Origin of the sequence: Pseudomonas extremaustralis, from assembly GCF_900102035.1 — a bacterium.
In the GTDB taxonomy this organism is placed as follows: Bacteria; Pseudomonadota; Gammaproteobacteria; order Pseudomonadales; family Pseudomonadaceae; genus Aquipseudomonas; species Aquipseudomonas extremaustralis.
Window position 1 is genome coordinate 5,315,570 of sequence record NZ_LT629689.1, and the last position, 26,714, is coordinate 5,342,283.

Here is a 26,714-nt window from a genome sequence, read left to right on the forward strand (position 1 = left end):
GATCGTTCCCAAAAAGGGACCTATCGTTCCCTTTTTGGGACTCCTTGGTCGCCACCATGCACACCCTGCCGCTCAGCACCGCACTCTTCACCCTCACTCAGCAAAAAGTGCTGGGCCTGCTGTTCGGCAAGCCGGACCAAAGCTTCTTCACCAATGAAATCGCGCGCTGGGCCCAGGTCGGTAAGGGCAGCCTCACCCGCGAGCTGGAGCGGCTGCAGTTGGCGGGCATCTTGAGCATGACGCGCCAAGGCAATCAGACCCACTACCAAGCCAACCCCCAATGCCCGATCTACTCGGAGCTGTTGGCCATCGTGCGCAAAACCCTCAGCCTGGACGAGCCCTTGCGCAATGCACTGGCTCCGTTTGCCGAGCAGATAACCTGGGCTTTTATCTACGGCTCCATCGCCAAGGGCGAGGCGCACTCATCCAGTGACATAGATCTCATGTTGATCGGCGAAAGCCTTGACTACAGTGAAGTCATGGAACAGCTCATGCCGCTGGAAGGGCAACTGGGCCGCACCATCAACCCGACGCTTTACACCCCTGAAGACTGGATCGGCAAATGGAAGGCCGGGAACAGTTTCGTGCAGCGGGTCGTGCAGCAAGACAAGATCAATCTGATGGGGGGCAACCCCCTGGGGTTCATGGATGGCAACACTGCTGAGTAAAGTGGAAGACTTTCTGGCTAACCATCAGTGGCGATGACGCGATTCATTCCCACAGCGCTGAACCACTGTGGGAGGGGGCTTGCGCCCGATAAGGGACGTTCAGCAACGCTTACAGGTTTTGATGCCCAGCAGTGCATACAGCGGGCAGAAGCGGAAAATGCCCGTGGCGAGTGGCACGATACCGATCCAGCCCCATAGGCCGATCACGCCCGACAGACTCAGGCCAATCAAGATCAGGCCGACGACGATACGCAGGCTGCGATCAATGGTTCCAATGTTTGCGTTCATGGCGATCTCCCGATCAGTTGCCAACGGCCTATCAAGCGACTTGCCATCGCGAGCAATTCCCGCGTCCTGCCTGAACAGCAGGCTGACAATGCATGCAGTCAGTCTGTCCCTGTTCACCCCCCGAAAAGATGACATAAGGCAAACCCACCGAAGAAATCGCTGAACATGACGCCTGCCGCGCGTAACCCGAACCCTGACTGCCAACCACTGCCGTCATAACCCATTGGCAGAACAACTGACTGCCAACGCCTCTGCCATGGTCGTGCTCGAATAACTAACTGTTTGTTATCCCTCAATAAAAAACACATGCCCGTGCTTGGCATGGCGCGTGCTAACTGCCTGGTAATGGTCCGTTCCGATGAGCGACGGCGGTGTGATCTGCCACTGGCAGTGCGGTGTGACGCGTGCACTGGTCGGCCGGATAAAGTTCCAACATTGAGTGCTGATGAAATGACTGAACGAGTGAGTACCGAGCCTAAGAGCAACACCAGTATTTATCTGCAGTTAGGCGGCGAGGCTGCGGTGCATAGGCTGGTCGACCGCTTTTACGAATTGATGGAGGGGCTGTCCGAGGCGCGGACAGTGCGTCAGATGCACCCGCCGAGTCTCGTCGGCAGTGCCGACAGCCTATTCAAGTTCCTCAGTGGCTGGTTTGGCGGCCCGCCGCTGTTTCATCAGGAGCGTGGTCACCCGCGTTTGCGCATGCGGCATGCGCCGTTTGCCGTCAGTGTGGTCGAGCGCGACGAATGGATGCTGTGCATGCATCAGGCAATCAATGAGCAGGTGGATGACCCAAGCCTGAATGCGAAGCTGCAACGTATGTTTTCCGAAATGGCCGACCACATGATCAATACCGATGGGTGCCGCGCAAGTGCGGCGACGACCGCTTGAATTCGCCATATTGACCTCGCGGCCAGTAGCACCGTGGGCGGCTTTGGGGGGCAGGGCGCTCCCCATTCGGCTTATCCCCATGTCGCCGCCGATTCATTACTCCAGCCGTAACGATCCGGCGCCCAGCTTGATTGATGCCCCCCCGATTCACTCCTAAGGTACAGCCCACGACAGCAAACCCGTGGAGCGACCATGACAACAATAATTACCCCCGACTCGCGCTGGACGCGGCGGCGCGACGAGAAGCAGCGGCGGCTCGGGCTGGTCAAGCAGTATGCCGACGGCGCCGTGTTGCCCAGCGATAGAATCGTCGAGGCCCTTGAAGCCCTGATCCTCCCCGGCGACCGCGTGGTGCTGGAGGGCAACAACCAGAAGCAGGCGGATTTCCTCTCGCGTTCCCTGGCCAAAGCCGACCCAGCCAAGCTCCACGATTTGCACATGATCATGCCCAGCGTCGGGCGTTCCGAGCACCTGGACCTGTTTGAAAAGGGCATCGCCCGCAAGCTGGATTTCTCCTTCGCCGGCACCCAATCCCTGCGCATCAGCCAGTTGCTCGAAGACGGCCTGCTGGAAATCGGCGCGATCCACACCTACATCGAACTCTACGCACGGCTGGTGGTGGACCTGATCCCCAACGTCGTCCTCTCCGCCGGTTTCATGGCCGACCGCGCCGGCAATATCTACACCGGCGCCAGCACCGAAGACACCCCGGCGCTGATCGAGCCCGCCGCCTTCAGCGATGGCATCGTCATCGTGCAGGTCAACCAGTTGGTGGACGACGTCAGCGACTTGCCCCGCGTCGACATCCCCGCCAGTTGGGTGGATTTTGTGGTGGTGGCCGACAAGCCGTTCTACATCGAGCCGCTGTTCACCCGCGACCCGCGCCATATCAAGCCGGTGCATGTGCTGATGGCGATGATGGCGATCCGTGGCATCTACGAAAAACACAACGTGCAGTCGCTCAACCACGGCATCGGCTTCAACACCGCCGCCATCGAATTGATCCTGCCCACCTACGGTGAATCCCTGGGCCTGAAGGGCAAGATTTGCCGCAACTGGACCCTCAACCCCCACCCCACGCTGATCCCCGCCATCGAAAGCGGCTGGGTGCAAAGCGTGCATTGCTTCGGCACCGAACTGGGCATGGAAAACTACATCGCCGCCCGCCCGGATGTGTTCTTCACCGGCCGCGATGGCTCGCTGCGTTCCAACCGGATGTTCTGCCAACTGGCTGGCCAGTACGCGGTGGACCTGTTCATCGGCGCCACCCTGCAAGTCGACGGCGACGGCCATTCCAGCACCGTGACCCGTGGCCGCCTCGCCGGTTTCGGTGGCGCGCCGAACATGGGTCACGACCCGCGCGGCCGCCGTCACGGCACCCCGGCGTGGCTGGATATGCGCCACGACGATGCGCCGGAAGCGCTGCTCGAACGCGGCAAAAAACTCGTGGTGCAAATGGTCGAGACCTTCCAGGAGGGCGGCAAACCGACGTTCGTCGACACCCTTGACGCGGTGGAGGTGGCGCGCAAAAGCGGCATGCCCCTGGCGCCGATCATGATCTACGGCGACGACGTGACCCACCTGCTCACCGAAGAAGGCATCGCCTATCTGTACAAGGCGCGTTCCCTGCAAGAGCGCCAGGCGATGATCGCCGCCGTCGCCGGGGTGACTGCCATCGGCATGCGCCACAACCCCAAGGACACCGCGCGCATGCGCCGCGAAGGCTTGATTGCCTTGCCCGAAGACCTCGGCATCCGCCGCACCGACGCCACCCGCGAGCTGCTGGCCGCCAAGAGCGTGGCCGACCTGGTGGACTGGTCCGGTGGCCTGTACAACCCGCCCGCCAAATTCAGGAGCTGGTAAATGCGCGCACTCAAACTGCATGAACTCAGCCTCGCCGATCGCCTGGCGGATATGGCCGTGGAGGCGCTGATCGATGAAGCGGACCTGTCGCCCAAACCAGCGTTGGTGGACCGGCGCGGCAATGGCGCCCACAGTGATTTGCACCTCGGGCTGATGCACGCGTCGGCGTTGTCGCTGTGGCCGATGTTCAAGGAAATGGCTGAAGCTGCGATTGAATTCGGTGAGGTCGGCTTGCCCCTGCGCGAAGCCCTCGGGCGCATCGGCCGTGAAGGTGAGCAAGCGATGCTGATCACCACCCACGGCGTAAATACCCATCGCGGGGCGATCTGGGCCCTTGGCTTGCTGACCGCTGCCGCTGCGCTGGCGCCACGCGACATCCCGCTGAATGCGGCCAGACTGGCCCTGCTCAACGACCGCTACGTGCCGCAACCGATGAGCCATGGCGCCCAAGTTGCGCAACGCTACGGCGCACGCGGTGCCCGCGAAGAGGCCCAGTTGGGATTCCCTTCGGTGCTGCAACGCGGCCTGCCGCAACTGCACAAAAGTCGTCGGCAAAACGTGGGCGAACAGAACGCGCGCCTCGACGCATTGCTGGCGATCATGACCGACCTGGCCGATACCTGCGTGCTCTACCGCGCCGGGCTTGAGGGCCAACACGCGATGCAACGCGGCGCCCAGGCCGTGCTCGATGCCGGCGGCAGCGCCACCCTCGCCGGTCGCCGCCACCTGCACGAACTCGACCAGCAACTGCTGGCCCTGAATGCCTCCCCCGGCGGCGCCGCCGACCTGTTGGCCGCCTGCCTGTTTATCGACCGCCTCGACGGAGCGTTGTGATGGAAACCTTATCCTTTGAATTCCCCGCCGGGCAGCCGCCCAAAGGTCGTGCGCTGGTGGGATGTGTCGGCTCCGGCGACCTGGAAGTGCTGCTGGAACCGGGCACGGCCGGCACGCTGACGATCCAGGTGCAGACCTCGGTGAATGGCGCCGAGCAACGCTGGCAGCACCTGTTCGAGCGGATCTTCCAGGAACACACGCCACCGGCGTTGAACATTGATATCCATGACTTCGGCGCCACCCCCGGCGTGGTGCGTTTGCGCCTGGAGCAAGGTTTCGAGGAACTCGGCCATGACTGACTTGCTTGCCAAACACAGCTTCGTCGAACTGGGCGCTCGGCAACGGGCCAAGGCCCTGTTGGACGCCGGTTCCTTTCGCGAATTGCTCGACCCGTTCCAGCGCGTCGTGTCGCCGTGGCTCAGCCGCCAGGGCGTGGTGCCCCAGGCCGACGACGGCGTGGTGATCGCCAAGGGCAGCCTCGGCGGTTTGCCGCTGGTAATCGCCGCGATCGAAGGCAATTTCCAGGGCGGCAGCTTGGGTGAAGTGGGCGGTGCGAAGATCGCCGGCGCCCTGGAGCTGGCGGCCGAAGACAACCGCAAGGGCATCCCGACCCGCGCCGTGCTGCTGCTGGAAACCGGCGGCGTGCGCTTGCAGGAAGCCAACCTGGGCCTGGCCGCGATTGCCGATATCCACGCGGCGATTGTCGACCTGCGCCAGTATCAGCCGGTGATCGGCGTGGTGGCGGGCAGCGTTGGCTGCTTTGGCGGCATGTCCATCGCCGCTGGGCTGTGCAGCTATCTGGTGGTGACCCGCGAAGCGCGCCTCGGCCTGAACGGACCGCAAGTGATCGAGCAGGAAGCCGGCCTGGACGAATACGATTCCCGCGACCGCCCATTCATCTGGAGCCTGACCGGCGGCGAACAGCGCTTCAACAGTGGCCTGGCCGACCGTTACGTGGCGGACGATGTGGCGCAACTGCAACAGACGGTCAGCGCGCTGCTGCAACAAGGCTTGCCTGCACAGCAACGCAGCCGCCAGGCCGTGCATTACCTGGCGCGCCTGGCCGAACTGGACGCCGTGCCGCAAATCGACCCGGCGACGGTTCGTGATCTGTATCAGGGAGAACGCTCATGAGAGGTGTGCAGTGGTTCAACGCATTGAGTGCCGGCGCCACGCAGGTGACCGGGTTGCCGGACTCGCTGAAAGTCGCCGATGGCGTATTGGGTGAGCAAGCGGTGCGTTTTATCGCCGTGGTCCCCGACGCGCACAACCGCTTTCCCCGCGCACGCAACGGCGAAGTCGGCCTGCTGGAAGGTTGGGGCTTGGCCAAGGCGGTCGATGAGGCCATCGCCCGTGGTGACCAGCGCCCGATCATCGCCATCGTCGATGTGCCGAGCCAGGCCTACGGCCGTCGCGAAGAAGCCCTGGGTATCCACCAGGCCCTGGCCGGCGCCGTCGACAGCTACGCACGCGCTCGATTGGCCGGGCACCCGGTGATTGCGCTGTTGGTGGGCAAGGCCATGTCCGGCGCGTTTCTCGCCCATGGCTACCAGGCCAACCGCCTGATCGCCCTGCGCGACCCCGGCGTGATGGTGCACGCCATGGGCAAGGTTTCGGCGGCGCGGGTGACCCTGCGCAGTGTCGAAGAACTGGAAGCCCTGGCCGCCAGCGTGCCGCCCATGGCCTATGACATCGACAGCTTTGCCAGCCTCGGTCTGCTCTGGGAGAACTTGTCGGTCAGCCAGATCGAACAACCGACGCAAGACGATGTGGCGCGGGTCGGCGATTGCCTCATCAATGCGATCAAGGACATTCATGGCGCGGACTTGAACGGCCGCCTGGGCGCGACCAATCGCGCCGCCTCCAGCCACGTCCGCCAACTGCTGCGGGAGCAATGGTGAACGCCCACGATCTGCTCTGGGGCATGACCCCGGCGCACCTGCCCGCCGACGCCCCGGACTGGGTGGTGGACGCGATCCGCGCCGGCCACCCGGTGGTGGTGCGTCGCGCCATTGCCGAGCCGGATACGGTGGCGGTGGGGGTGCGCGGGCCTGCGCGGGAGCAGCGTTATGCTGCGCAGATGCCGTTGGACGCGGTGCATCGGCGCGTGACGCCGCAAGCACTGCGCACGCTGACATCGCCCCGGGACGTGCCGGCGTTGCGCGCCCTCGATCAACTGCGGCCAGTGTTGGCGGCGCACGATTGGGGCGTCAGTGGCAGTGCCGGGTTTGAATTGGCCACGGGCATCGAAGCGCTGCATGCCTTGAGTGATCTGGATCTGATTCTTCACACCCCCGAGCCGCTTGAGCGCTGTGCGGCGCGGGATCTGCTGGCGGCGTTGGACAGCACGGCCTGCGCCGTGGACCTGCAACTGCAAACCCCATTCGGTGCCGTGGCCTTGCGCGAATGGGCCGGATCGTCACGCCGCGTCTTGCTCAAGACCGCCAGCGGCGCACACCTGGTCATCGATCCCTGGCAGGCCATGCCATGAGCAGCCTGCTGGTGTTTCCGGGGCAGGGCGCCCAACGCACGGGCATGCTCCAGGCGCTGCCGGGCGACGTGCTGGCAGAAGCCAGCGATGCCCTGGGTGAAGACGTGCGCCGGCTCGATTCGGCGCAAGCCCTGGCGTCGACCCGTGCCGTGCAACTGTGCCTGTTGATCACCGGCGTGGCCCATGCCCGCCAGCTGCAACGCACGCCGGATTTCGTCGCCGGTCTGTCCATCGGCGCGTACCCGGCGGCGGTAATGGCCGGGGCCCTGGACTTTGCCGACGCAGTCAGACTGGTCAGCCTGCGCGGCGAACTGATGCAGCAGGCTTATCCACAGGGCTACGGCATGACCGCGCTGATCGGGCCGCAGTTATCCAGCGTCGAAGCGCTGCTGGCCGAGATCCATAGCCCGCAAACCCCGGTGTACCTGGCCAATATCAACGCCGATAACCAAACCGTGATCGCCGGCAGCGATGCAGCGATGCAACGTGTCGCCGCACGCATCAAAGGCAACGGCGTGGCCAAGCGCCTGGCCGTCAGCGTGCCGTCCCATTGCGCGCTGCTGGATGAACCTGCCCAGGTATTGGCGCGCGCCTTCGTGCCGCTGCGGGCGCCGCGCATCACCTACCTGAGCAGCACCCGCGCGCGGCCGATCCACAACCCCGACCAGTTGCGCGACGACCTGGCCTTCAACATGTGCCGCATCGTCGACTGGCGCGGCACCGTGCAAAGTGCCTACGAACGCGGCGTGCGCCTGCAGATCGAGTTGCCGCCGGGCAGCGTGCTGACTGGCCTGTCTCGCCGGGTCTTCGAACACGGCACAGTGATCGCCTGCGAAGGCGCACGCCTGGATACCTTGCAGGCCCTGCTGGAAGAGGAGGAGCGCCGCCACCGATAAAGCACCACCCAAGGCTTTCGAAGCACAACAACAACAATTTCGATCGAGCACTTTGAGGACAACAACAATGATTATTTACGGTGTGGCGTTTCTGGCGCTTTGCACATTGACCGGCTTGTTTATCGGTGAACTGCTGGGCAAATGGATGGGTATCCCGGCCAACGTCGGCGGGGTCGGTATCGCGATGTTGCTGCTGATCGGCCTGGGCAGTTACCTGGGCAAGCGTGGTTTGTTTACCGGCAAGTCGGAGCAGGGCGTGAGCTTTTGGGCGGCGATCTATATCCCGATCGTGGTGGCCATGGCCGCCCAGCAGAATGTCTACGGCGCCATCAGCGGCGGGCCGATGGCGATTCTGGCTGGAACCTTTGCCGTGGTGCTGGCCTTTGCCCTGGTGCCGGTGCTGGTGCGCATCGGTAACCGTGAGCCGAGCGCGGTCGTTCCCACTAAAGAAGCCGGGTGATTGCCATGTACGAATCGATGATGAAAGTGATTACCGGCTACGGCCTGATCAGTGGGTTCGCGGTGATCGGCCTGACCATGTGGGTGTCCTACTGGATCTCCGATACCTTCACCAAGGGCCGCCTGCACGGCTCGGCCATCGCTATTCTGCTTGGCTTGCTGCTTTCGTATGTGGGCGGCGCCTTCACCGGTGGCACCAAGGGCGTGGTGGATATTCCGTTGTTGTCGGGCATCGGCTTGCTGGGTGGGGCGATGCTGCGAGACTTCGCCATTGTGGCCACCGCCTTTGGCGTGAGTGTGGATGAGCTCAAACGCGCCGGGTACGTGGGGGTGCTGGCGTTGTTCGTCGGTGTGGGTTCCTCGTTTATCGCCGGGGTGAGCGTGGCCCTGGCATTCGGGTACACCGACGCGGTGAGCCTCACCACCATCGGCGCCGGCGCCGTGACCTACATCGTCGGCCCGGTGACCGGTGCGGCGATTGGCGCCAGTTCCGAGGTCATGGCGCTGTCGATCGCAGCGGGGCTGATCAAGGCGATTCTGGTGATGGTCATGACCCCGTTCGTAGCGCCTCTGATCGGCCTCAATAGCCCCCGCAGCGCGGTGATTTTCGGCGGACTGATGGGCACCTCCAGCGGAGTGGCCGGCGGTTTGGCGGCAACCGATCCGAAACTGGTGCCGTATGGCTGCCTGACGGCGGCGTTTTATACGGCGCTGGGGTGCCTGTTGGGGCCTTCGTTGCTCTACGTGATGGTGCGCGGGCTGGTGGGCTGACTCCGGCATTTGGGCTGATAGGTCTGGCGCCATCGGGGGCAATCCCCCCTCCCACAGTTGGAATGCATTCCACGTGTGGGAGGGGGCTTGCTCCCGATAGCGGTGTCTCAGACCTGCGCCTGGCGGTTGGCATACATCCGACATTCGGCCAGCAACGCCAGCAAATTCGGGTCGCGCTCCTTGGCCTTCAGGAACACCACGCCGATATGCTGCTGCAACCGGTACCTGGGTTGCAGCGGTATCAGCTTCACGCGGTTCTCATACACCGCCGCAATCCGCCCCGGCAGCAGCGCATAGCCCACCCCCGAGCTGACCATGCTCAGCAGGGTGAAAATGTCATTGACCTGCATCGCCACCTTTGGCTCGAACCCCGCCTGCTTGAACACACGGTTGCCGTCCTGGTGGGTGGCGAAGCCTTGGGTGAGGGTGATGAAGGTGGCATCGCGCACGTCGGCCAGGTCGATCTGCTGCTCGCGGTCGAAGGGCGAGTCGGCGGGGGTGGCGAGGAAGATGTCGTCGGAAAACAGCGCGATCTGTGCGCAATCGGGATCGTTGGCGCGTTCGTCGAGGGAGATGAGGATCGCGTCGACTTCCATGTTCTTGAGCTTGTAGAGCAGGTCGAAATTGGAACCGAGGATCAGGTCGATGTTGAGTTCGCTGCGGCGCAGTTTCAGGCCCATGATCAACTGCGGCACGGTTTTCACCGTCAGCGAATACAGCGAGCCGAGCTTGAAACGCTCGGCGGAGAAGCCGGCGGCTTCGCGGGTCAGGCGGATGCTGTCGACCGCGTCCTGCACCAGCTTTTGTGCGCGTTCTTCGAGGGCGTAGGCGCTTTCCAGCGGGGTGAGGTTGCGCCCTTCATGCTTGAACAGCGGGCAGCGCAGGGCGTTTTCCAGGGAGTGGATGGCGCGGTGCACGCTGACATTGCTGGTGTGCAGCTCGGCGGCGGCGCGGGCCAGGTTGCCGGTGCGCATGAACGCCAGGAAGATTTCCAGCTTTTTGAGGGTGAATTCTTCGTCGATCAGCATGGCCGTGGGCTCTTGTTCGAATGCTGCCGATTGTGCCCGCAAAACCGTGCGGCGTCGTCGGAACGTCATAAGGTGCTTGCACTCTGATGCGCAAGGCGGGAGGCTTGCCAGCCAGCGGTCAACGGTTACGGGAGGTTGGTGACAGATGTACCACGGGGAACGATTCAACGCCTGGAGCCATTTGCTCGGGGCAGTCGCGGCGTGTGTGGGCGCGGTGTGGATGTTGGTGGTGGCGAGCCTGGACGGCAGCCCCTGGAAGATCGTCAGCGTGGCGATCTATGGTTTTACCCTGATGGTGCTGTACAGCGCGTCCACTGTGTATCACAGCGTGCGCGGGCGGCGTAAAGCGATCATGCAGAAGGTCGATCACTTTTCGATCTACCTGTTGATCGCCGGCAGCTACACGCCGTTTTGCCTGGTGAGTCTGAGAGGGCCCTGGGGCTGGACGTTGTTCGGCATCGTCTGGGGGCTGGCGGTGATCGGCATTCTGCAGGAGATCAAGCCGCGTTCCGAGGCGCGGATCTTGTCCATCGTGATCTATGCGGTGATGGGCTGGATCGTGCTGGTGGCGGTCAAGCCGCTGCTCGCCGCGCTGGGCACGGCGGGGTTCACCTGGCTGGCGGCGGGCGGGGTGTTGTACACCGTCGGCATCATCTTCTTTGCCCTGGAGGATCGCCTGCGCCATTCCCATGGGATCTGGCACTTGTTCGTGATCGCCGGCAGCCTGCTGCATTTCGTGGCGATCATGCATTACGTGCTCTGAGGGTGGATGGCGGTGTGTCAGTCTCTGCATAGGCAGGCTGATCCACCGTTATCGGGAGCAAGCCCCCTCCCACATTGTGCTTAAAGGCGGTCGAGCAACGCGCTGGCGTGGGTGCCGAGGATCTGCAGCAGGTTGGCCAGCATGTGCGGCGGCGGTTCGTCGGCGCGGGTCAGGGCGTAGAGGGTGATCGGCAGGGGCGGTGTCAGCGTGCGGATGCAGGTGCTCGCCGGTGAGGCGCCGAGGGCGGTGAAGGGGTCGATGACCGTCAGGCCGGCGCCGGACTCCACCATGGCGCGGGCCAGGGAATAGGTCTGTACGGAAATGCTCACCCTCGGTGGCGGGTCGACGTTTTCCAGGTAGCTGTCGAGCCTGGCCGCCAACGGGTCGGCGCTGGACAGGCCAATCAACGGCGCACCGGCCAGCTCGGCCAGGGGCAAAGGCCTGCTCAACTGCGCCTCTGGCCAATACCCCTTGGACGCCAGGGCCACCAGCACGCCATTGGCCAGCACTTGGGTGGTCAAGCCCGGATGGCCAGAGAAGTTGAGGGTCAACGCGAGGTCGATCTCGCGCATCAACAGTTTTTGCACCAGCTCGCGGCTATGGTCGCTGGACAGCTCGCAGGCGATGTCCGGGTAATCGTGCTGCCACGCCAGAATCGCCGGCGGCAGCAGCGACAGCGCCAACGCCGGGATCGCGCCGATGCGCACACTTTGCCCCGGCGCGCGGCGCAAGCTCTTGGCCAGGCGCCGCACACCTTGCAGGCTTTCGCTGACTTTCTCGACTTCGCGTTCCAGCGCCAGGGCTTCCGGGGTGGGTTGCAGTTTGCCGCGCACGCGTAGAAACAGCGGGAAACCCAGCTGCAACTCGGCGTGCTGCAACACTTTGGTCACCGCCGGCTGCGAGACATGCAGCAACTGCGCGGCGGCGCTGACGGAGCCGGTCTGGCGGATGGCCTGGAAGATCTCGATATGCCGCAAGCGCATGGCGGGCCCATAACCTTTGTTTATAGGGGAGCCATCTTTATTCATTGTCGCCGGCCTGTCACCTGCCCCTAGGCTTGAGGCCTCTTAATTCAACGGCGGGTGGCGGGGATGAGCAGGCGGGTATGCATCATTGGTGGTGGCGTGATTGGCTTGGCGAGCGCCTATGCGCTGGTGCGCGCCGGCCATGAAGTGACAGTGATCGAGGCGCGCGACAGCCTGGGCAGCGAAACCAGTTTCGCCAACGGCGGGCAGTTGTCCTACCGCTACGTCGCCCCGCTGGCCGATGCCGGCGTGCCGTTGCAAGCCATGGGCTGGTTGCTGCGCGGTGACTCGCCGCTCAAGCTGCGCCCACGTCTGGACCCCCAGCAATGGCGCTGGATGGCGGCGTTCATTGGCGCCTGCCGTGGCTCGGTGAACAAGCGTAACGCCGCGCACCTGCTGCGCCTGGCGACCCTGAGCCAGAACACCTTGCAGCAATGGCGCGTGGATGATCGTCTGGACGGTTTCGACTGGCGGCGCAACGGCAAGCTGGTGACCTTTCGCAACGCCGAAACGTTCGAGCGCGCGCGCGGCAAGGTCACCGATATCCTCCAGCAACAGGTGCTGTCGGCGCTGGATTGCGCACGCCTGGAACCGGCTCTGGCACAGGCGGCGGAAGGCTTCGTCGGCGGTATCTACACGCCCAATGAGGAAGTCGCCGACTGTCATGCCTTCTGCCAACGCTTGGCGGCCCGGCTTGAAGCGTCGGGGCGCTGTACCTTTTTGCTGGGGCGCAAAGTTACCGGGCTGCTTCACGCCGACGGCGCGGTACAGGCCATCGAAATGGGCGCCGATGTGATGCCGGTTGACCAACTGGTGCTGGCTGCCGGTCATCGCAGCGCCGAGTTGGGCTTGCCTGGCTTGTCGCTGCCGCTATACCCGCTCAAGGGCTACAGCCTCAGTGTGCCGATCGGCGCGGAGCACAAGGCACCGAACGTGAGCATCACCGACTACGACCGCAAGATCGTCTATGCACGCATCGGCGAGCAACTGCGGGTGGCGGCCATGGTGGATATCGTCGGCTTTGACGCCAGCCTTGAGCCCAAGCGCCTGGCGCTGGTGAAACGCCAGGCGCTGGAGACTTTTCCTCTGGCCGGCGACTACGCCCATGCGGTGGAATGGGCCGGCATGCGTCCCGCCACCCCGACGGGCGTGCCGCTGATAGGCGCCAGCGTCTATCGCAACCTGTGGCTGAACCTGGGCCACGGCGCCCTCGGTTTTACCCTGGCCTGTGGCAGCGGCCAACTGTTGGCCGAATTGATCGACCAGCACACCCCTTCCATTGATATGCAGGGCCTGGCGCCCCGCGCTGCGTGAGAGTGCACCCATGACCATCCACCGAATCAGTAGCAATGAGCGGCTGTCCGGCGCCGTGACCTACAAAGAGCTGGTATTCCTCTCGGGCCAGGTGCCGGGCGAAGGCCTGGACGTGGCGACCCAGACCCGCGAGGTGCTGGCCCGGATCGACGCGCTGCTGGCCGAAGCGGGCAGCGACAAGGATCATCTGCTCAATGCGACCATTTACCTGAAAGACATCGGCAGCGGTTTCGCGCCGATGAATGACGTGTGGTCCGCGTGGCTGTCGCCGGGCATGGCGCCGACGCGCACCACCCTGCAGGCGGAACTGGCGCGGCCGAATGTGCTGGTGGAAATCAGCGTGATTGCGGTACGCAAATAATTCGAAGACCAACGGAGCATAACAATGAAAAAAATCCTGTTGACCGGCTGCACCCTGGGGCTCTTGCTGGGCGCCCAGGCCCACGCCAACCAGGCGCCGCTGGACGGTACGCTGAGCAAGATCGCCAACGCCAAGTCCATCACCCTGGGCTATCGCGATGCGTCGGTGCCGTTTTCTTATGTGGGGGATAACAGCGGCAAGCCCATGGGCTATTCGGTGGACCTGGCGAGCAAGATCGTCGAGCGCATCCAGCAGAAAACCGGTGTGGCCGACCTCAAGGTGAAGTACAACCTGGTGACTTCCCAAACCCGTATCCCGCTGGTGCAGAACGGCACCGTCGACCTCGAGTGCGGCTCCACCGGGGTGACCGCCGAGCGGCAGAAACAGGTGGCGTTTTCCTACGGGTTCATCTACGTCAAAGGGCAACTGCTGACCGCCAAGGACAGCGGGATCCAAGGCTTTGCCGACCTCAAGGGCAAGAACGTGGTGACCACTGCCGGGACCACCAACGAGCGCTTTCTCAAAAGCTACAACGCCGAACACAAGACCAACATGTCCGTTATCAGCGCCAAGGACCACGGCGAGGCGTTCAAGATGCTCGAGACCGGCCGCGCGGCAGCGTTCTATATGGACGACGCGCTGCTCTACGGCGAACGCGCCAAGGCCAGGGACCCGCACAACTGGGTGGTGGTGGGCGAGGAGCAGTCGCGGGAAATCTACAGCTGCATGGTGCGCAAGGATGACCCGCAGTTTCTCGCGGTGGTCAACGAGACCCTCGGCGAGCTGTACCGCTCGGGGGAGATCAACGGGATTTACCAGCGCTGGTTCGAGCAGCCGATTCCGCCCAAGGGCTTGAACCTGGAGTTCCCGATGACCAGCGAGTTGAAGGCGATCATTGCCAGGCCGGTCAGTGATCCTGTGGAGTAACCCGGCCTGACCCCATCCAACTGTGGGGGTTAGAAGTCGCCCCACAGCTGCTGGGCGACCGCCAGCGCCACCACCGGCGCGGTCTCGGTGCGCAACACGCGCGGGCCGAGGCGCGCAGCGTGGAAGCCGGCGTCTTGGGCGGTGTCGACTTCGCTGTCGGTCAACCCGCCTTCCGGCCCGATCAGGAAGGCCAGGCTGGACGGCTTGGCATGGCTGACCAGCGGTTCGGCCACCGGGTGCAGCACCAGCTTCAAATCCGCCTCGGTCTGCTTGAGCCAGTCCGCCAGCAGCAGCGGCGGATGAATCACCGGTACCGTCGAACGCCCGCATTGTTCGCAGGCACTGATCGCCACCTGGCGCCAGTGCAGCAGGCGCTTGTCGGCGCGCTCGTCCTTGAGGCGCACTTCGCAGCGTTCGCTGAAGATCGGTGTGATCGCGTTGACGCCCAGTTCGGTGGCTTTCTGGATCGCCCAATCCATGCGCTCGCCGCGGGACAAGCCCTGGCCGAGGTGGATGTGCAGCGGCGATTCAGCCTGGCCGGCGAATTGCTCGGTCAGTTGCACGCTGACGCGTTTTTTACCGACCTCCAGCAACGTGCCGCGAAACTCCTGGCCGGAACCGTCGAACAATTGCACGGCGTCACCTTCGCCCATGCGCAATACGCGGCTGATGTAGTGCGCCTGGGCTTCGGGCAATTCGTGATCGCCGAGGCTCAGCGGGGTGTCGGTGAAAAAACGGGACAGTCTCATTTCTGTTCTCTGGACAGTTTTGTGTAGGAGCGAGATTACTGTGGCGCCTGCAAGTGTGTCGGGGATCAGCCGGGGTCGCGGAAGCCGGGGTGGAAGTCTTTCGGCACCGCCACGCTGACTTTGCTGTTGGTGGCGATATCGATGCCTTCGCTGGCCACTTCCGCCAAGAAGTCGATCTGCTCCGGGGTGATCACATAGGGCGGCAGGAAATACACCACGCTGCCCAATGGCCGCAACAGCGCGCCACGTTCCAGGGCGTGCTCGAACACCTTCAGGCCACGGCGCTCCTGCCACGGGTAGGCGGTCTTGGTGGCTTTGTCCTGGACCATCTCGATGGCCAGCACCATGCCGGTCTGGCGCACTTCCGAGACGTGGGGGTGGTCCACCAGGTGCGCGGTGGCCGTGGCCATGCGCTGGGCCAGGGCCTTGTTGTTTTCGATGACGTTGTCTTCTTCGAAGATATCCAGGGTCGCCAGCGCCGCCGCGCATGCCAGCGGGTTGCCGGTGTAGCTGTGGGAATGCAGGAAGGCGCGCAGGGTCGGGTAGTCGTCGTAGAAGGCGCTGTACACGTCTTCGGTGGTGACCACGGCGGCCAATGGCAGGTAACCGCCGGTAAGGGCTTTGGACAGGCACAGGAAGTCCGGGCGGATGCCGGCCTGCTCACAGGCGAACATCGTGCCGGTGCGGCCGAAGCCCACGGCGATTTCATCGTGGATCAGGTGCACGCCGTAGCGGTCGCAGGCTTCGCGCAGCAGCTTGAGGTACACCGGGTGGTACATACGCATGCCGCCGGCGCCCTGGATCAGCGGCTCGACGATCACGGCGGCGACCGTGTCGTGGTTGTCCGCCAGGGTCTGTTCCATGGCCAGGAACATATTGCGCGAGTGTTCTTCCCAGCTCATGCCCTCGGGGCGCAGATAGCAATCCGGGCTTGGCACCTTGATGGTGTCGAGCAGCAGCGCCTTGTAGGTCTCGGTGAACAGCGGCACGTCGCCCACCGACATCGCGGCGATGGTTTCGCCGTGGTAGCTGTTGGTCAGGGTCACGAAGCGCTTTTTGTTCGGCAGGCCACGGTTGAGCCAGTAGTGGAAGCTCATTTTCAGCGCGACTTCGATGCACGACGAACCGTTGTCGGCATAGAAGCAACGGGTCAGGCCTTCGGGGGTCATCGCCACCAGGCGCTCGGACAGTTCGATCACCGGCTGGTGGCTGAAACCGGCGAGGATCACGTGCTCGAGCTGGTCGACCTGGTCCTTGATGCGCTGGTTGATGCGCGGGTTGGCGTGGCCGAAGACATTGACCCACCAGGAGCTGACGGCGTCGAGGTAGCGCTTGCCTTCGAAGTCTTCCAGCCACACGCCTTCACCGCGCTTGATCGGGATCAGCGGCAGTTGCTGGTGGTCTTTCATCTGGGTGCAGGGATGCCACAGCACCGCGAGGTCGCGTTGCATCCACTGGTTGTTCAAGCCCATCGGTGATCTCCTCGAAGCGGTCCTGCGGGCGGCGCAGGTAAAACAATCGCGCAAGCCTATGCAATGGGCGCCTGTGTCACAACCCATTACGGATGAATTGGCGGTAAACGTGGGACGGACTGTCACGTTTCTTCTGGATAGTCGTTAATCCCTGGTTAATTTACGCTTCATACCCTCAAGATCGTATTTCTCGATATTTCAAAGCAAAATTTTCCGCTTTAATTCGATAGGTAAATCGCTAGTCTTGGCTGCAGCTCTTACGGGATTAAGTACATGCAACTACGCAACTCACCGGCCCGCTATGGCTGGGTCAGTATGGTTTTGCACTGGGGCGTGGCCCTGGTGGTGTTCGGGCTGTTCGCCCTGGGCTTGTGGATGGTCGGTCTGGACTACTACAGCGCGTGGCGCAAAGACGCGCCCGACCTGCACAAGAGCATTGGTATCACGCTGTTCGCCGTCATGCTGGTGCGCATCGTCTGGCGCCTGATCAGCCCCGCGCCGCCGCCGCTGGCCAGTTACAGCCGGCTGACGCGCATCGGCGCTGCGTTTGGCCACGCGTTTCTGTATGTCGGCTTGTTTGCCGTGATGATCGCCGGTTACCTGATTTCCACCGCAGACGGTGTCGGTATCCCGGTGTTTGGCCTGTTTGAAATTCCTGCGTTGGTTTCCGGGCTACCGGACCAGGCAGACACCGCCGGCGTGGTGCACCTGTACCTCGCCTGGGTGTTGGTGGTCTTCGCCGGCTTGCACGGCGTGGCTGCGTTGAAACACCACTTTATCGATCGTGATGCGACCCTCCTGCGAATGCTGGGACGCAAAGCCTGATGTTCAACCTCGACTCACAAGGAATAGAAAACATGTTGAAAAAGACCCTCGCTGCTCTGGCAATCGGTACGGCACTGCTGTCTGCAGGTCAGGTGATGGCCGCTGACTACGTCGTCGACAAAGAAGGCCAGCACGCCTTCGTCGACTTCAAGATCAGCCACTTGGGCTACAGCTTCATCACCGGTACCTTCAAGGACCTGGACGGCAAGTTCAGCTTTGATGCCGCCAAGCCTGAAGACAGCAAGATTGAGTTCAACGTCCGTACCGCCAGCGTGTTCACCAACCACGCCGAACGTGACAAGCACATCTCCAGCAAGGACTTCCTGGACGTTGGCAAGTTTGCCGATGCCAAGTTCGTCTCCACCAGTGTCAAAACCACCGGTAAAAATGCCGCTGGCCAAGTCACTGCCGACGTAACCGGCAACCTGACCCTGCACGGTGTGACCAAGCCGATCGTGGTCAAGGCCACTTTCCTGGGCGAAGGCAAAGATCCATGGGGCGGCTACCGTGCTGGCTTTGAAGGCACCACCAGCTTCAATCGCCAGGACTTCGGCAAGCAGATGGACCTGGGTCCAGCGTCCAACAATGTTGAGCTGTACGTGACATTCGAAGGTATTAAAGCGAAGTAATGCCTCACCCGTAGGAGCGAGCTTGCTCGCGAAAAACGTAGAGACACCGCGTTTTTTCAGGCTGCCAGCGTTACCGTTGACGACCTTCGCGAGCAAGCTCGTTCCTACAGGCAAAAAAACCCGTATCTCGCGATACGGGTTTTTTTTATGCTTCGCGGTTGCGGGTCAGCAGCGCTGGTTTTTCACCACGAGGACGGCCTGGCAACTGATCCAGCTGCTCCGGTGTCGGGAAGCGGTCGGCTTTCGACTCCTTGTGGATAATCTTCGGCGCCGGACCGCCGCGCGGGTTCTGCACGGCCGGTTCGGACAAGCGTGGCTGGTCGTCACGGGACGGACGGCGGTTGTTGCTGCGCGAGTCTTCGCGACGGGCCTGGCCATCACGCGGTGCGCCATTACGCGGGCCGCTGCGCTTGGCCGGTGGCGTACCGGTGGTGCCGCCGCTGCTGTTGCGCGGGCCGTTCTGACGACCGCCCTGTGGCTGGCCGCCACGGGGTGCGCCAGTGCCGGTGCCAGCGCCCGGTGCCGGAGCGCCTGGACGACGGCCGCGACCCTGGGCCGGTTTGGCCTGGGGCACGTAGTCGACGCGGTTACCGAAGTTATCCACATCGTCGTCGAGGAACTCGTCCGGGGCGCGGTCGGCTGCGGCGCGTGGCGGCTGGCTTGGTTGGCTCGGCTGACGCTGTTCGCGGGCCGGAGTACCTTCGCGGGGCTTCTGCTCGCGGGCCGGGCGTTCGCCACGACCGTTGGTGGGCGCTTTTTCCTTGCCGCCCTTGTCCTTGCCCTTGTCGCGACGACCACCGCCGCCACCGCCGCCGTTCGGGCCATCGCCCTTCGGACCGCGTGGGTTGCGTGGGTTACGCACGTCCGGACGCTCACGCACTTCAGGCTTCTCGGCCTCAACGGCGCTGGAGTCGAAGCCCATCAGGTCGCCATCGGCGATTTTCTGCTTGGTCATGCGCTCGATGCTTTTCAGCAGTTTTTCTTCGTCCGGCGCAACCAGGGAGATGGCTTCACCCGAACGACCGGCGCGGCCGGTACGGCCGATACGGTGCACGTAGTCTTCGTCGACGTTGGGCAGCTCGAAGTTGACCACGTGGGGCAGTTGGTCGATATCCAGGCCGCGGGCGGCGATATCGGTGGCCACCAGGATGCGCACTTCACCGGCCTTGAAGTCGGCCAGGGCTTTGGTGCGCGCGTTCTGGCTCTTGTTGCCGTGGATGGCGACGGCGGTGAGGCCGTGCTTGTCCAGGTACTCGGCCAGGCGGTTGGCGCCATGCTTGGTGCGGGTGAACACCAGCACCTGTTCCCACGCGCCGTGGGTGATCAGGTGCGCCAGCAACGAACGCTTGTGGCTGGCGGCCAGGCGGAACACGCGTTGCTCGATACGCTCGACCGTGGTGTTCGGCGGCGTGACTTCGATGCGTTCCGGGTTGTGCAGCAGCTTGCCGGCCAGGGCGGTGATGTCGTTGGAGAACGTTGCCGAGAACAGCAGGTTCTGACGTTTGGCCGGCAGGCGGGCGAGGACTTTTTTCACGTCATGGACAAAGCCCATGTCGAGCATGCGGTCGGCTTCGTCCAGCACGAGGATTTCCACGTGGGACAGATCGACGCTGCCCTGGCCGCACAGGTCGAGCAAGCGACCCGGGCAGGCGACCAATACGTCAACGCCACGGGACATGGCCTGAACCTGTGGGTTCATGCCGACGCCGCCGAAGATGCAGGCGCTGACGAACTTCAGGTCGCGGGCATACAGCTTGAAGCTGTCGTGCACCTGGGCGGCGAGTTCGCGGGTTGGGGTCAGGACCAGTACGCGCGGTTGGCGCGGGCCGTGACGCTGGGATTTGTCCGGGTGACCGTTGGGAAACAACCGCTCCAGGATCGGGAGGGCGAAGCCGCCGGTTTTACCAGTACCTGTCTGAGCCGCGACCATCAGGTCGCGACCTTGCAACACGGCGGGAATGGCCCGCTGTTGCACCGGAGTAGGCTCGGTATAGCCCGCTGCCTCGATGGCGCGGACTAAAGCCTCGGAGAGACCGAGGGAAGCAAAGGACATGAGTAATCCTGTTTTAGTTAGGGCTTGGCCCAGAGGGATAATCTTGCCGGGCGCGAATGGCGCTTAGGGGAGCGCAATCCCGTCCGGTCCTGCTGCGTCTGGCGAGCACTCCACCGGCTCGCGCGGGCTGAAAGCTGCGCTGTAGCGGGTTTGGGTGCCTTTTTCAGGACCTCAGCGGCCGGGCGTAAGCCTGGCGGAAAGGCCGGAGTATAACAGAGCAATCACGGCGCGCCGCTTTCCTGCTGCTCAACGGTGGGTCCGGGCGGCGTATTTGCGTCGATTCCACCATATTTGGCGCTCAAGGCGGCATATTCCGGCTCTTGCTTGAAGCGCTTGAGCTCGGCGGCAAAGCGTTGAACCAGCAGGTCCATGCCCGCGCCGCGCCGCACAGCGAGAAATTGCTGCTGGCGGGAAACCACGAGCGGGGCCTGGGTGACCTTGTCTTCCAGGCCCATTTGTCTTAACACGTGCAGCCCGACCCGGCGGTCGGTGATCAGTAGATCGATACGCCCCAGCATCAATTTGCCGAAGTTCGCCTCATGGCTGGGGGCGGGTTCGCGTTTGAACTGGCTGGCGTCACTGAAGGGCGCACCGTACAGATAGCCCGGCGAGGTGCCGACCGTCAGGCCGCGCAGGTCGTGGAGGGTTCTGGCGGGGTGGGGGCGCCCGTTGGCATAAAACAGCACGAACTCCACCTCCGACAGCGGTTCGCTGGGGTACAGCAGCAGTGCGTCGCGGTCGTGGCTGTGGAAAATATCCAGCGCGCCATCGGCATTGCCCTGTTCGAGCATGGCCAGGCAACGCTTCCAGGGCAGGAACTGCCACTGCACATCGACCCCCAGGCGCTGGAACACGATCACCGTCGTTTCGTAGTCCAGCCCCTGCATGGCGCCGTGGTGCTCATACACATACGGCGCCCAGGGCTCAGTGACAATACGCAATTTCTCGCCATAAGCGGCCAGGCTCAGGCAAGTCAAAAGGGCAGCGGTCGCAAGTTTCAGGATCACGGACATGCCCTGAGATTACGACGCTCGAGTGTTAAAGAGAAGCTCTGGCTCAAGCGTCTGCAGGCGAGGTCAGTGTGTCTGCGAAGTCATCAGGTGTTCGTAGAAACCGTGGGAAATCGTCACGGATGAACTGCTGGCGTTCATTTCCGTAATCACCGAACAAAAAAAGCCCCCGTATAAACGAGGGCCTGGGTACTGCTTGAACAGACCTCAGCGCGGCAGCTTGAGGTTGTTCCAGATGGCAAGGCTTGGTTCGGACTGGTTCAGGGTATAGAAGTGCAACCCCGGCGCACCGCCTTGCAACAGGCGGTCACACATTTCGCTGATGACCTGTTCGCCGAACGCCTGGATGCTCTTGACGTCATCGCCATAGGCTTCCAGTTGCTTACGCACCCAGCGTGGGATCTCGGCCCCGCAGGCGTCGGAAAAGCGCGCCAGCTTGCTGTAGTTGGTGATTGGCATGATGCCCGGCACGATCGGGATGTTCACTCCCATGGCCCGTACCCGCTCGACGAAGTAGAAGTAGCTATCGGCGTTGAAGAAGTATTGGGTGATCGCGCTGTCGGCGCCGGAGTTGGCCTTGCGCACGAAGTTCTGCAGATCGTCTTCGAAGTTGTGGGCCTGGGGGTGCATCTCCGGGTAAGCCGCCACTTCGATATGGAAGTGATCGCCGCTTTCTTCACGGATGAAATTCACCAGGTCGTTGGCGTGGCGCAGCTCGCCGCTGGCCATACCCATGCCGGACGGCAGGTCGCCACGCAGGGCGACGATACGCTTGATGCCGGCACCTTTGTATTGGGTCAGCAGGCCGCGCAGGTCGGCCTTGCTGTCGCCCACGCAGGACAAATGCGGAGCGGCGGGAATTTTGACTTCGCTTTCCAGCTGCAACACGGTGTTGATCGTGCGATCACGGGTCGAGCCGCCCGCGCCGTAGGTGCAGGAGAAGAAGTCGGGGTTGTAGCTGGCCAACTGCTTGGCAGTCGCCATCAGTTTTTCATGCCCAGCATCGGTCTTGGTCGGGAAGAACTCGAAGCTGTAGCGACGGTCTTGGGACATGGTAATACCCTTTGAAACTCAAACTGGAAGGCTTGCACCGTCAATGTGGGAGGGGGCTTGCTCCCGATAGCAGTCGTTCAGTCAACAGAGCTGTTGAATGTGCTAGCGCCATCGGGGGCAAGCCCCCTCCCACATAAAGCCCGCTCTCCTGTGGGTAGAGAGCGGGCGACAGGCAAGTCAGTAGCGGTAAGCGTGCGGCTTGAACGGACCTTCGACGGTCACGCCGATGTAGTCGGCCTGGGTCTTGGTCAGTCGAGTTACCACGCCGCCGAAGCCGCGGACCATTTCCAGGGCCACTTCTTCGTCGAGTTTCTTCGGCAGCACTTCCACGGTCAGGCGCTCGGCTTTCTGGGCCGGCGACAGGTCGGCGTATTTCTGGCCGAACAGGAAGATCTGGGCCAATACCTGGTTGGCGAACGAGCCATCCATGATGCGGCTTGGGTGGCCGGTGGCGTTACCCAGGTTTACCAGACGGCCTTCGGCCAGCAGGATCAGGTAGTCGTCGTTCTGCGGGTCGAAACTGCCCGAACCGGTACGGTGAACCTTGTGTACCTGTGGCTTCACTTCTTCCCATGCCCAGTTCTTGCGCATGAAAGCGGTGTCGATTTCGTTGTCGAAGTGACCGATGTTGCACACCACGGCGCGCTTTTTCAGGGCCTTGAGCATGTTGGCATCGCAGACGTTGACGTTACCGGTGGTGGTCACGATCAGGTCGATCTTGCCCAGCAGGGCCTTGTCGATGCTCGCTTCGCTGCCGTCGTTGACGCCATCGATGAACGGCGAAACCACTTCGAAACCGTCCATGCAGGCTTGCATGGCGCAGATCGGGTCGACTTCGGAGACTTTGACGATCATGCCTTCCTGACGCAGGGACTGGGCCGAACCCTTGCCCACGTCACCGTAGCCGATCACCAGGGCTTGCTTGCCCGACAGCAGGTGGTCGGTGCCGCGCTTGATCGCATCGTTCAGGCTATGACGGCAGCCGTACTTGTTGTCGTTCTTGCTCTTGGTCACCGAGTCGTTGACGTTGATGGCCGGGATTTTCAGCTCGCCCTTGGCCAGCATGTCCAGCAGGCGGTGTACGCCGGTGGTGGTCTCTTCGGTCACGCCGTGGACGCGGTCGAGGATCTGTGGGTACTTCTTGTGCAGCAGCTCGGTCAGGTCGCCGCCGTCGTCGAGGATCATGTTGGCATCCCATGGCGCGCCATCCTTGAGGATGGTTTGCTCCAGGCACCACTCGTACTCTTCTTCGGTCTCGCCTTTCCAGGCGAACACCGGGATACCGGCGGCGGCGATGGCGGCAGCGGCCTGGTCCTGGGTCGAGAAGATGTTGCAGGACGACCAACGCACTTCGGCACCCAGGGCAACCAGGGTTTCGATCAGCACGGCGGTCTGGATGGTCATGTGGATGCAGCCGAGGATCTTCGCGCCCTTGAGCGGTTGCTCGGCGGCGTACTTGCGACGCAGGCCCATCAGGGCGGGCATTTCGGATTCGGCGATAAAGGTTTCGCGACGGCCCCAGGCAGCGAGGGACATGTCGGCGACTTTGTAGTCGGTGAAATCTGCAGGCGTGATGACAGCGCTCATAGAGAGCCTCCATTCGTAATGTGCGAATGGGCGCCGTTGTGCGTTTAGTATCAGGCCTGGTGGACCGGGCCGGACAACGCCCCATCCGAGCCTGACAGGTTGAACCTGCTGCAGCGCCCCTCGGACAGGTGGCGGGAGAACGGTATCAACCGAAGATGACCGTTTTGAAGCGGGGGCGATTATAGCCGTGTACGCCACACTTCCCAAGCGTTTCTGTCGGCGACATGCAGATCGCCCATGGCGTTCATAGACGATGGTTCATAGAGCTTGGGCGCGGGCTCTGCCATGATATCGCCCATCATTCGGCAAGACGTTTTGGAGTGACCATGAACTTTCACACCCGCAAATGGGTAAAACCTGAAGACCTCAACCCCAACGGCACCCTGTTCGGCGGCAGCTTGCTGCGCTGGATCGACGAAGAAGCGGCGATCTACGCCATCGTCCAGCTGGGCAACCAGCGTGTGGTGACCAAGTACATCTCCGAAATCAATTTTGTCAGCGCCTCGCGCCAGGGCGACATCATCGAACTGGGCATCACCGCCACCGAGTTCGGTCGCACCTCCATCACCCTGACCTGTGAAGTGCGCAACAAGATCACCCGCAAAAGCATCCTCACCGTGGAAAAAATGGTCTTCGTCAACCTCGGCGAAGACGGGCTGCCCGCACCCCACGGCCGTACCGAGATCAAGTACGTGAAGGACCAGTTCAAGGAAGGCAAAGCTCCCGAGTAACCCCGCAACGGTGTGATTTGCTTTACCAAATCATTCCGCAAGGATCTTTCCGAGGTTCTCTCATCACTCAGGCCTACAACCTGTAGAGAGAGCCTCGTGTATGAAAGTATCCAGTCCCGTTGTACAGAATCAGCCTGCATCGCCGCAAAGCGCCGGCCAGGACGTGAAGACGCCGCTGGTCAAGGACGTGGGCGCGCGCCACTTGAGCCTCTACCGTCACAGCAATGGGCGCGTGGACGTGGTGCTGTCCCCGCCGGCGGCGTCCCACCTCGTACTCAGCGGCGGCGGGGCCAAGGGCATTGCCTTTCCGGGGATGGTGCAGTCACTTGAAGACGCCGGCAAACTCAACGGCATCCAAATGATTTCCGGTTCTTCCGCCGGTGCGATCTCCGCCACGTTGCTCGCCAGTGGCATGGGCGCCAAGGCCTTTGGTGCGCTGTCCAACCGCATCGACCTGCCCAGCCTGCTCAACAGCAAAGACCCGCTGACGGCATGGCTGCAAACCGCCAGCACCAAACTGGGCCAGCTCGCCGGACGACTGCCTGGGCCGGCCGGCAATATTTCCCAGCTGTTGCTGACCATGATGCCGCGCCTGCAAACCGAGGCCCATCCGCTGGAGGAGATGATGCGCAACGAATCGCGCAAATCGATTCTTGCCCACATCGCCGATACGCCCAGGGCCACCCGGCCTGCCGAGGTCATGAACATCGCCGACCGGCTCAGCGCCGGCGGGGCGCCGACCTTTCGTGATCTGGAGGTGTTGAGCCGCCACATCCCGGCGATCAAGCAGCTCAATATCACCGGCACCGGCATGTTCGACGGTCGCCCACAGTTGGTGGTATTCAACGCCAGCCTGACCCCGGACATGGACATCGCCCGCGCCGCGCGGATTTCCGGTTCGTTGCCTGTGTTGTTCAAGAGCCCGACCGAGCAAGGCCATGGGTTCCAGGCGGCCGGCGAGGGCACGGCGTTCCAGGACGGTGGACTGCTGCTCAACACCCCGGCGCCCGGTGTCATTCAACGAACGTTTCCCGAAAGCCCCTTGAGCAAGGACGAGTCGCTGATCGTCAAGTTCGAGTCCGAGGACGCTGCGGCGCCGACTCAGCGCGGCAGTGTTTCCACTCATCTGGGCGACACCCTCACCGGCACGCCGCATACCGCTGCCGGCGCCTATCAGGATGAGCGGCTCAAAGCGTTCGCCGAACAGACGGTCACCTTGCCGCTGAAAACCGATAAGGGCGACTTTCGTGGCCTGCTCAACGGCACCGTCAACTTCACCATGACCCCCGAGCAGAAGCAGCATCTGCAGGCCCAGGCCCGCCAGGCGGTGTCGACGCACCTGGAGACACGCGGCAAGACCCGTGAGCAGCACGGGTTCGCCTCGTTGGATGAGGCGGTGCTGGCGATGGACGACCAGCTGTTGGCAGGCGTGGCGGCTGAACTGAAGAAGGACCCGGCGGCTGCGCAGGTGCTGATGTTTCGCAAGAGCGCGCAACAGGCGCTGCACACCTTGGACGTGGCGATTGCCGAGGCCAATCAGGCCGGCAAGGCGCTGATGATCACGCCGAAAATCGCCTCTGCGCTGCGTAATCTGGATGCACTGGCGCGCAAGCCGGAACACATCGAATGGCTGGGGCGACGGCTTAATGCTTCGGGTCAGCGCAACTTCCAGCAACTGCTGCAAGTGGCCGCCAAGCCGGCATCGGGCACGGCCGCGCCGCTGTCCAAAGTCATGGCCAGCGGCGTGGCGCAGATGCAGCGGCACGACATCGCAGTGAAGGCCGACAACTTTACCCGCGAGGTGATTTACCCGTCGCTGTACCGTCCGGGCCAGCCGGCGGCGAATGTCGAGTTGTTGCAACGCGCGGCACGTGACTTGGGCCAGGCGACGACTCCGAACGAGTTCAACCGGGTGCTCGACGGCATCATCGAGCACTACAAGGCGCGCAATAAACCCTGGAGCAAACCGGGCAGCTCCACCACCGTGGACATGGCCAAGGCCTGGCGCATCAAGGTTTAGTTGGCG

Annotated in this window: 28 protein-coding genes and 1 riboswitch; of the genes, 19 read left to right on the forward strand and 9 right to left on the reverse strand. The window is 62.9% G+C overall.

Features of this window, described 5'->3' with window-relative positions; genetic code table 11:
* Positions 1–56 precede the first annotated feature (56 nt).
* The gene (locus BLR63_RS24470; RefSeq protein WP_010564371.1) at positions 57–668 is read left to right on the forward strand and encodes a nucleotidyltransferase domain-containing protein; all 612 of its coding nucleotides are present in this window, start codon (positions 57–59) and stop codon (positions 666–668) included.
* Positions 669–767: 99 nt separating this feature from the next.
* Here BLR63_RS24470 and BLR63_RS24475 read toward each other — a convergent pair whose 3' ends face one another.
* Positions 768–956, reverse strand: coding sequence for a YgaP family membrane protein (locus BLR63_RS24475; RefSeq protein ID WP_010564370.1), 189 nt, complete (start codon positions 954–956; stop codon positions 768–770).
* Positions 957–1,406: 450 nt separating this feature from the next.
* Between BLR63_RS24475 and BLR63_RS24480 the strand changes: the two genes are divergently transcribed.
* The 10 genes from BLR63_RS24480 (at position 1,407) to madM (ending at position 9,161) form a co-directional block, all read left to right on the forward strand.
* Complete coding sequence (locus BLR63_RS24480) at positions 1,407–1,847, forward strand: group II truncated hemoglobin (protein WP_010564369.1); 441 nt, start codon at positions 1,407–1,409, stop codon at positions 1,845–1,847.
* A gap of 192 nt (positions 1,848–2,039) precedes the next feature.
* Complete coding sequence (gene mdcA / locus BLR63_RS24485; protein ID WP_010564368.1) at positions 2,040–3,710, forward strand: malonate decarboxylase subunit alpha; 1,671 nt, start codon at positions 2,040–2,042, stop codon at positions 3,708–3,710.
* The gene (locus BLR63_RS24490; RefSeq protein ID WP_010564367.1) at positions 3,711–4,544 is read left to right on the forward strand and encodes a triphosphoribosyl-dephospho-CoA synthase; all 834 of its coding nucleotides are present in this window, start codon (positions 3,711–3,713) and stop codon (positions 4,542–4,544) included. It abuts the gene before it with no gap.
* On the forward strand, positions 4,544–4,843 hold the full coding sequence (locus BLR63_RS24495) for a malonate decarboxylase subunit delta (protein WP_010564366.1): 300 nt from the start codon (positions 4,544–4,546) through the stop codon (positions 4,841–4,843). The genes BLR63_RS24490 and BLR63_RS24495 overlap by 1 nt, the downstream gene beginning before the upstream one ends.
* Positions 4,836–5,678 (forward strand): biotin-independent malonate decarboxylase subunit beta, encoded by an 843-nt coding sequence (locus BLR63_RS24500; RefSeq protein ID WP_010564365.1) that lies wholly within the window; start codon positions 4,836–4,838, stop codon positions 5,676–5,678. The genes BLR63_RS24495 and BLR63_RS24500 overlap by 8 nt, the downstream gene beginning before the upstream one ends.
* Positions 5,675–6,445 (forward strand): biotin-independent malonate decarboxylase subunit gamma, encoded by a 771-nt coding sequence (gene mdcE / locus BLR63_RS24505; protein WP_010564364.1) that lies wholly within the window; start codon positions 5,675–5,677, stop codon positions 6,443–6,445. The genes BLR63_RS24500 and mdcE overlap by 4 nt, the downstream gene beginning before the upstream one ends.
* Positions 6,439–7,035 carry a malonate decarboxylase holo-ACP synthase gene (locus BLR63_RS24510; protein ID WP_010564363.1) on the forward strand — a complete coding sequence of 199 codons (597 nt, stop codon included), beginning with the start codon at positions 6,439–6,441 and terminating at the stop codon, positions 7,033–7,035. Before mdcE ends, BLR63_RS24510 begins: the two co-directional genes overlap by 7 nt.
* Positions 7,032–7,931 (forward strand): malonate decarboxylase subunit epsilon, encoded by a 900-nt coding sequence (gene mdcH / locus BLR63_RS24515; RefSeq protein ID WP_010564362.1) that lies wholly within the window; start codon positions 7,032–7,034, stop codon positions 7,929–7,931. The genes BLR63_RS24510 and mdcH overlap by 4 nt, the downstream gene beginning before the upstream one ends.
* 67 nt (positions 7,932–7,998) lie before the next feature.
* A complete protein-coding gene (madL, locus tag BLR63_RS24520) occupies positions 7,999–8,391 on the forward strand; it encodes a malonate transporter subunit MadL (RefSeq protein ID WP_010564361.1) in 393 nt (130 codons plus the stop codon).
* A gap of 5 nt (positions 8,392–8,396) precedes the next feature.
* Positions 8,397–9,161: a malonate transporter subunit MadM gene (gene madM / locus BLR63_RS24525; RefSeq protein WP_010564360.1), complete on the forward strand. Its 765-nt coding sequence runs from the start codon at positions 8,397–8,399 to the stop codon at positions 9,159–9,161.
* A gap of 107 nt (positions 9,162–9,268) precedes the next feature.
* Here the strand turns inward: madM and BLR63_RS24530 are convergent, their stop codons facing one another.
* A complete protein-coding gene (locus BLR63_RS24530) occupies positions 9,269–10,189 on the reverse strand; it encodes a LysR family transcriptional regulator (RefSeq protein ID WP_010564359.1) in 921 nt (306 codons plus the stop codon).
* Between the two features lie 145 nt (positions 10,190–10,334).
* Between BLR63_RS24530 and trhA the strand changes: the two genes are divergently transcribed.
* The gene (trhA, locus tag BLR63_RS24535) at positions 10,335–10,952 is read left to right on the forward strand and encodes a PAQR family membrane homeostasis protein TrhA (RefSeq protein ID WP_010564358.1); all 618 of its coding nucleotides are present in this window, start codon (positions 10,335–10,337) and stop codon (positions 10,950–10,952) included.
* A gap of 80 nt (positions 10,953–11,032) precedes the next feature.
* Here the strand turns inward: trhA and BLR63_RS24540 are convergent, their stop codons facing one another.
* Positions 11,033–11,935 carry a LysR family transcriptional regulator gene (locus BLR63_RS24540; protein WP_010564357.1) on the reverse strand — a complete coding sequence of 301 codons (903 nt, stop codon included), beginning with the start codon at positions 11,933–11,935 and terminating at the stop codon, positions 11,033–11,035.
* A 108-nt stretch (positions 11,936–12,043) separates the two neighbouring features.
* Between BLR63_RS24540 and BLR63_RS24545 the strand changes: the two genes are divergently transcribed.
* From BLR63_RS24545 to BLR63_RS24555, 3 genes are read left to right on the forward strand one after another with little or no spacing between them, the layout of a single operon-like run.
* Positions 12,044–13,291, forward strand: coding sequence for a D-amino acid dehydrogenase (locus tag BLR63_RS24545; protein ID WP_010564356.1), 1,248 nt, complete (start codon positions 12,044–12,046; stop codon positions 13,289–13,291).
* A gap of 10 nt (positions 13,292–13,301) precedes the next feature.
* On the forward strand, positions 13,302–13,652 hold the full coding sequence (locus BLR63_RS24550; RefSeq protein ID WP_010564355.1) for a RidA family protein: 351 nt from the start codon (positions 13,302–13,304) through the stop codon (positions 13,650–13,652).
* A gap of 24 nt (positions 13,653–13,676) precedes the next feature.
* Positions 13,677–14,579 (forward strand): transporter substrate-binding domain-containing protein, encoded by a 903-nt coding sequence (locus BLR63_RS24555; protein ID WP_010564354.1) that lies wholly within the window; start codon positions 13,677–13,679, stop codon positions 14,577–14,579.
* Between the two features lie 29 nt (positions 14,580–14,608).
* On the opposite strand, the gene BLR63_RS24560 is transcribed toward BLR63_RS24555, so the two are convergent.
* Both BLR63_RS24560 and BLR63_RS24565 read right to left on the reverse strand, forming a co-directional pair.
* The gene (locus BLR63_RS24560) at positions 14,609–15,328 is read right to left on the reverse strand and encodes a 16S rRNA (uracil(1498)-N(3))-methyltransferase (RefSeq protein ID WP_010564353.1); all 720 of its coding nucleotides are present in this window, start codon (positions 15,326–15,328) and stop codon (positions 14,609–14,611) included.
* 65 nt (positions 15,329–15,393) lie between these two features.
* Positions 15,394–16,800, reverse strand: coding sequence for an adenosylmethionine--8-amino-7-oxononanoate transaminase (locus BLR63_RS24565; protein ID WP_010564352.1), 1,407 nt, complete (start codon positions 16,798–16,800; stop codon positions 15,394–15,396).
* A gap of 273 nt (positions 16,801–17,073) precedes the next feature.
* On the opposite strand from BLR63_RS24565, the gene BLR63_RS24570 reads away from it, so the two are divergent.
* Positions 17,074–17,625 carry a cytochrome b gene (locus tag BLR63_RS24570; RefSeq protein ID WP_010564351.1) on the forward strand — a complete coding sequence of 184 codons (552 nt, stop codon included), beginning with the start codon at positions 17,074–17,076 and terminating at the stop codon, positions 17,623–17,625.
* 32 nt (positions 17,626–17,657) lie between these two features.
* Complete coding sequence (locus tag BLR63_RS24575) at positions 17,658–18,254, forward strand: YceI family protein (protein WP_010564350.1); 597 nt, start codon at positions 17,658–17,660, stop codon at positions 18,252–18,254.
* A gap of 145 nt (positions 18,255–18,399) precedes the next feature.
* Here BLR63_RS24575 and BLR63_RS24580 read toward each other — a convergent pair whose 3' ends face one another.
* The 4 genes from BLR63_RS24580 to ahcY form a co-directional block, all read right to left on the reverse strand.
* On the reverse strand, positions 18,400–20,307 hold the full coding sequence (locus BLR63_RS24580; protein WP_010565912.1) for a DEAD/DEAH box helicase: 1,908 nt from the start codon (positions 20,305–20,307) through the stop codon (positions 18,400–18,402).
* Between the two features lie 221 nt (positions 20,308–20,528).
* Positions 20,529–21,320 (reverse strand): substrate-binding periplasmic protein, encoded by a 792-nt coding sequence (locus tag BLR63_RS24585; protein ID WP_010565913.1) that lies wholly within the window; start codon positions 21,318–21,320, stop codon positions 20,529–20,531.
* Positions 21,321–21,524: 204 nt separating this feature from the next.
* Complete coding sequence (gene metF / locus BLR63_RS24590; protein ID WP_010565914.1) at positions 21,525–22,370, reverse strand: methylenetetrahydrofolate reductase [NAD(P)H]; 846 nt, start codon at positions 22,368–22,370, stop codon at positions 21,525–21,527.
* Between the two features lie 177 nt (positions 22,371–22,547).
* Complete coding sequence (ahcY, locus tag BLR63_RS24595; protein WP_010565915.1) at positions 22,548–23,957, reverse strand: adenosylhomocysteinase; 1,410 nt, start codon at positions 23,955–23,957, stop codon at positions 22,548–22,550.
* A 21-nt stretch (positions 23,958–23,978) separates the two neighbouring features.
* A riboswitch (S-adenosyl-L-homocysteine riboswitch) is annotated at positions 23,979–24,085 on the reverse strand.
* A gap of 198 nt (positions 24,086–24,283) precedes the next feature.
* Between ahcY and BLR63_RS24600 the strand changes: the two genes are divergently transcribed.
* Both BLR63_RS24600 and BLR63_RS24605 read left to right on the forward strand, forming a co-directional pair.
* A complete protein-coding gene (locus BLR63_RS24600; protein WP_010565916.1) occupies positions 24,284–24,688 on the forward strand; it encodes an acyl-CoA thioesterase in 405 nt (134 codons plus the stop codon).
* A gap of 100 nt (positions 24,689–24,788) precedes the next feature.
* Complete coding sequence (locus tag BLR63_RS24605; protein WP_010565917.1) at positions 24,789–26,708, forward strand: patatin-like phospholipase family protein; 1,920 nt, start codon at positions 24,789–24,791, stop codon at positions 26,706–26,708.
* Positions 26,709–26,714 lie beyond the last annotated feature (6 nt).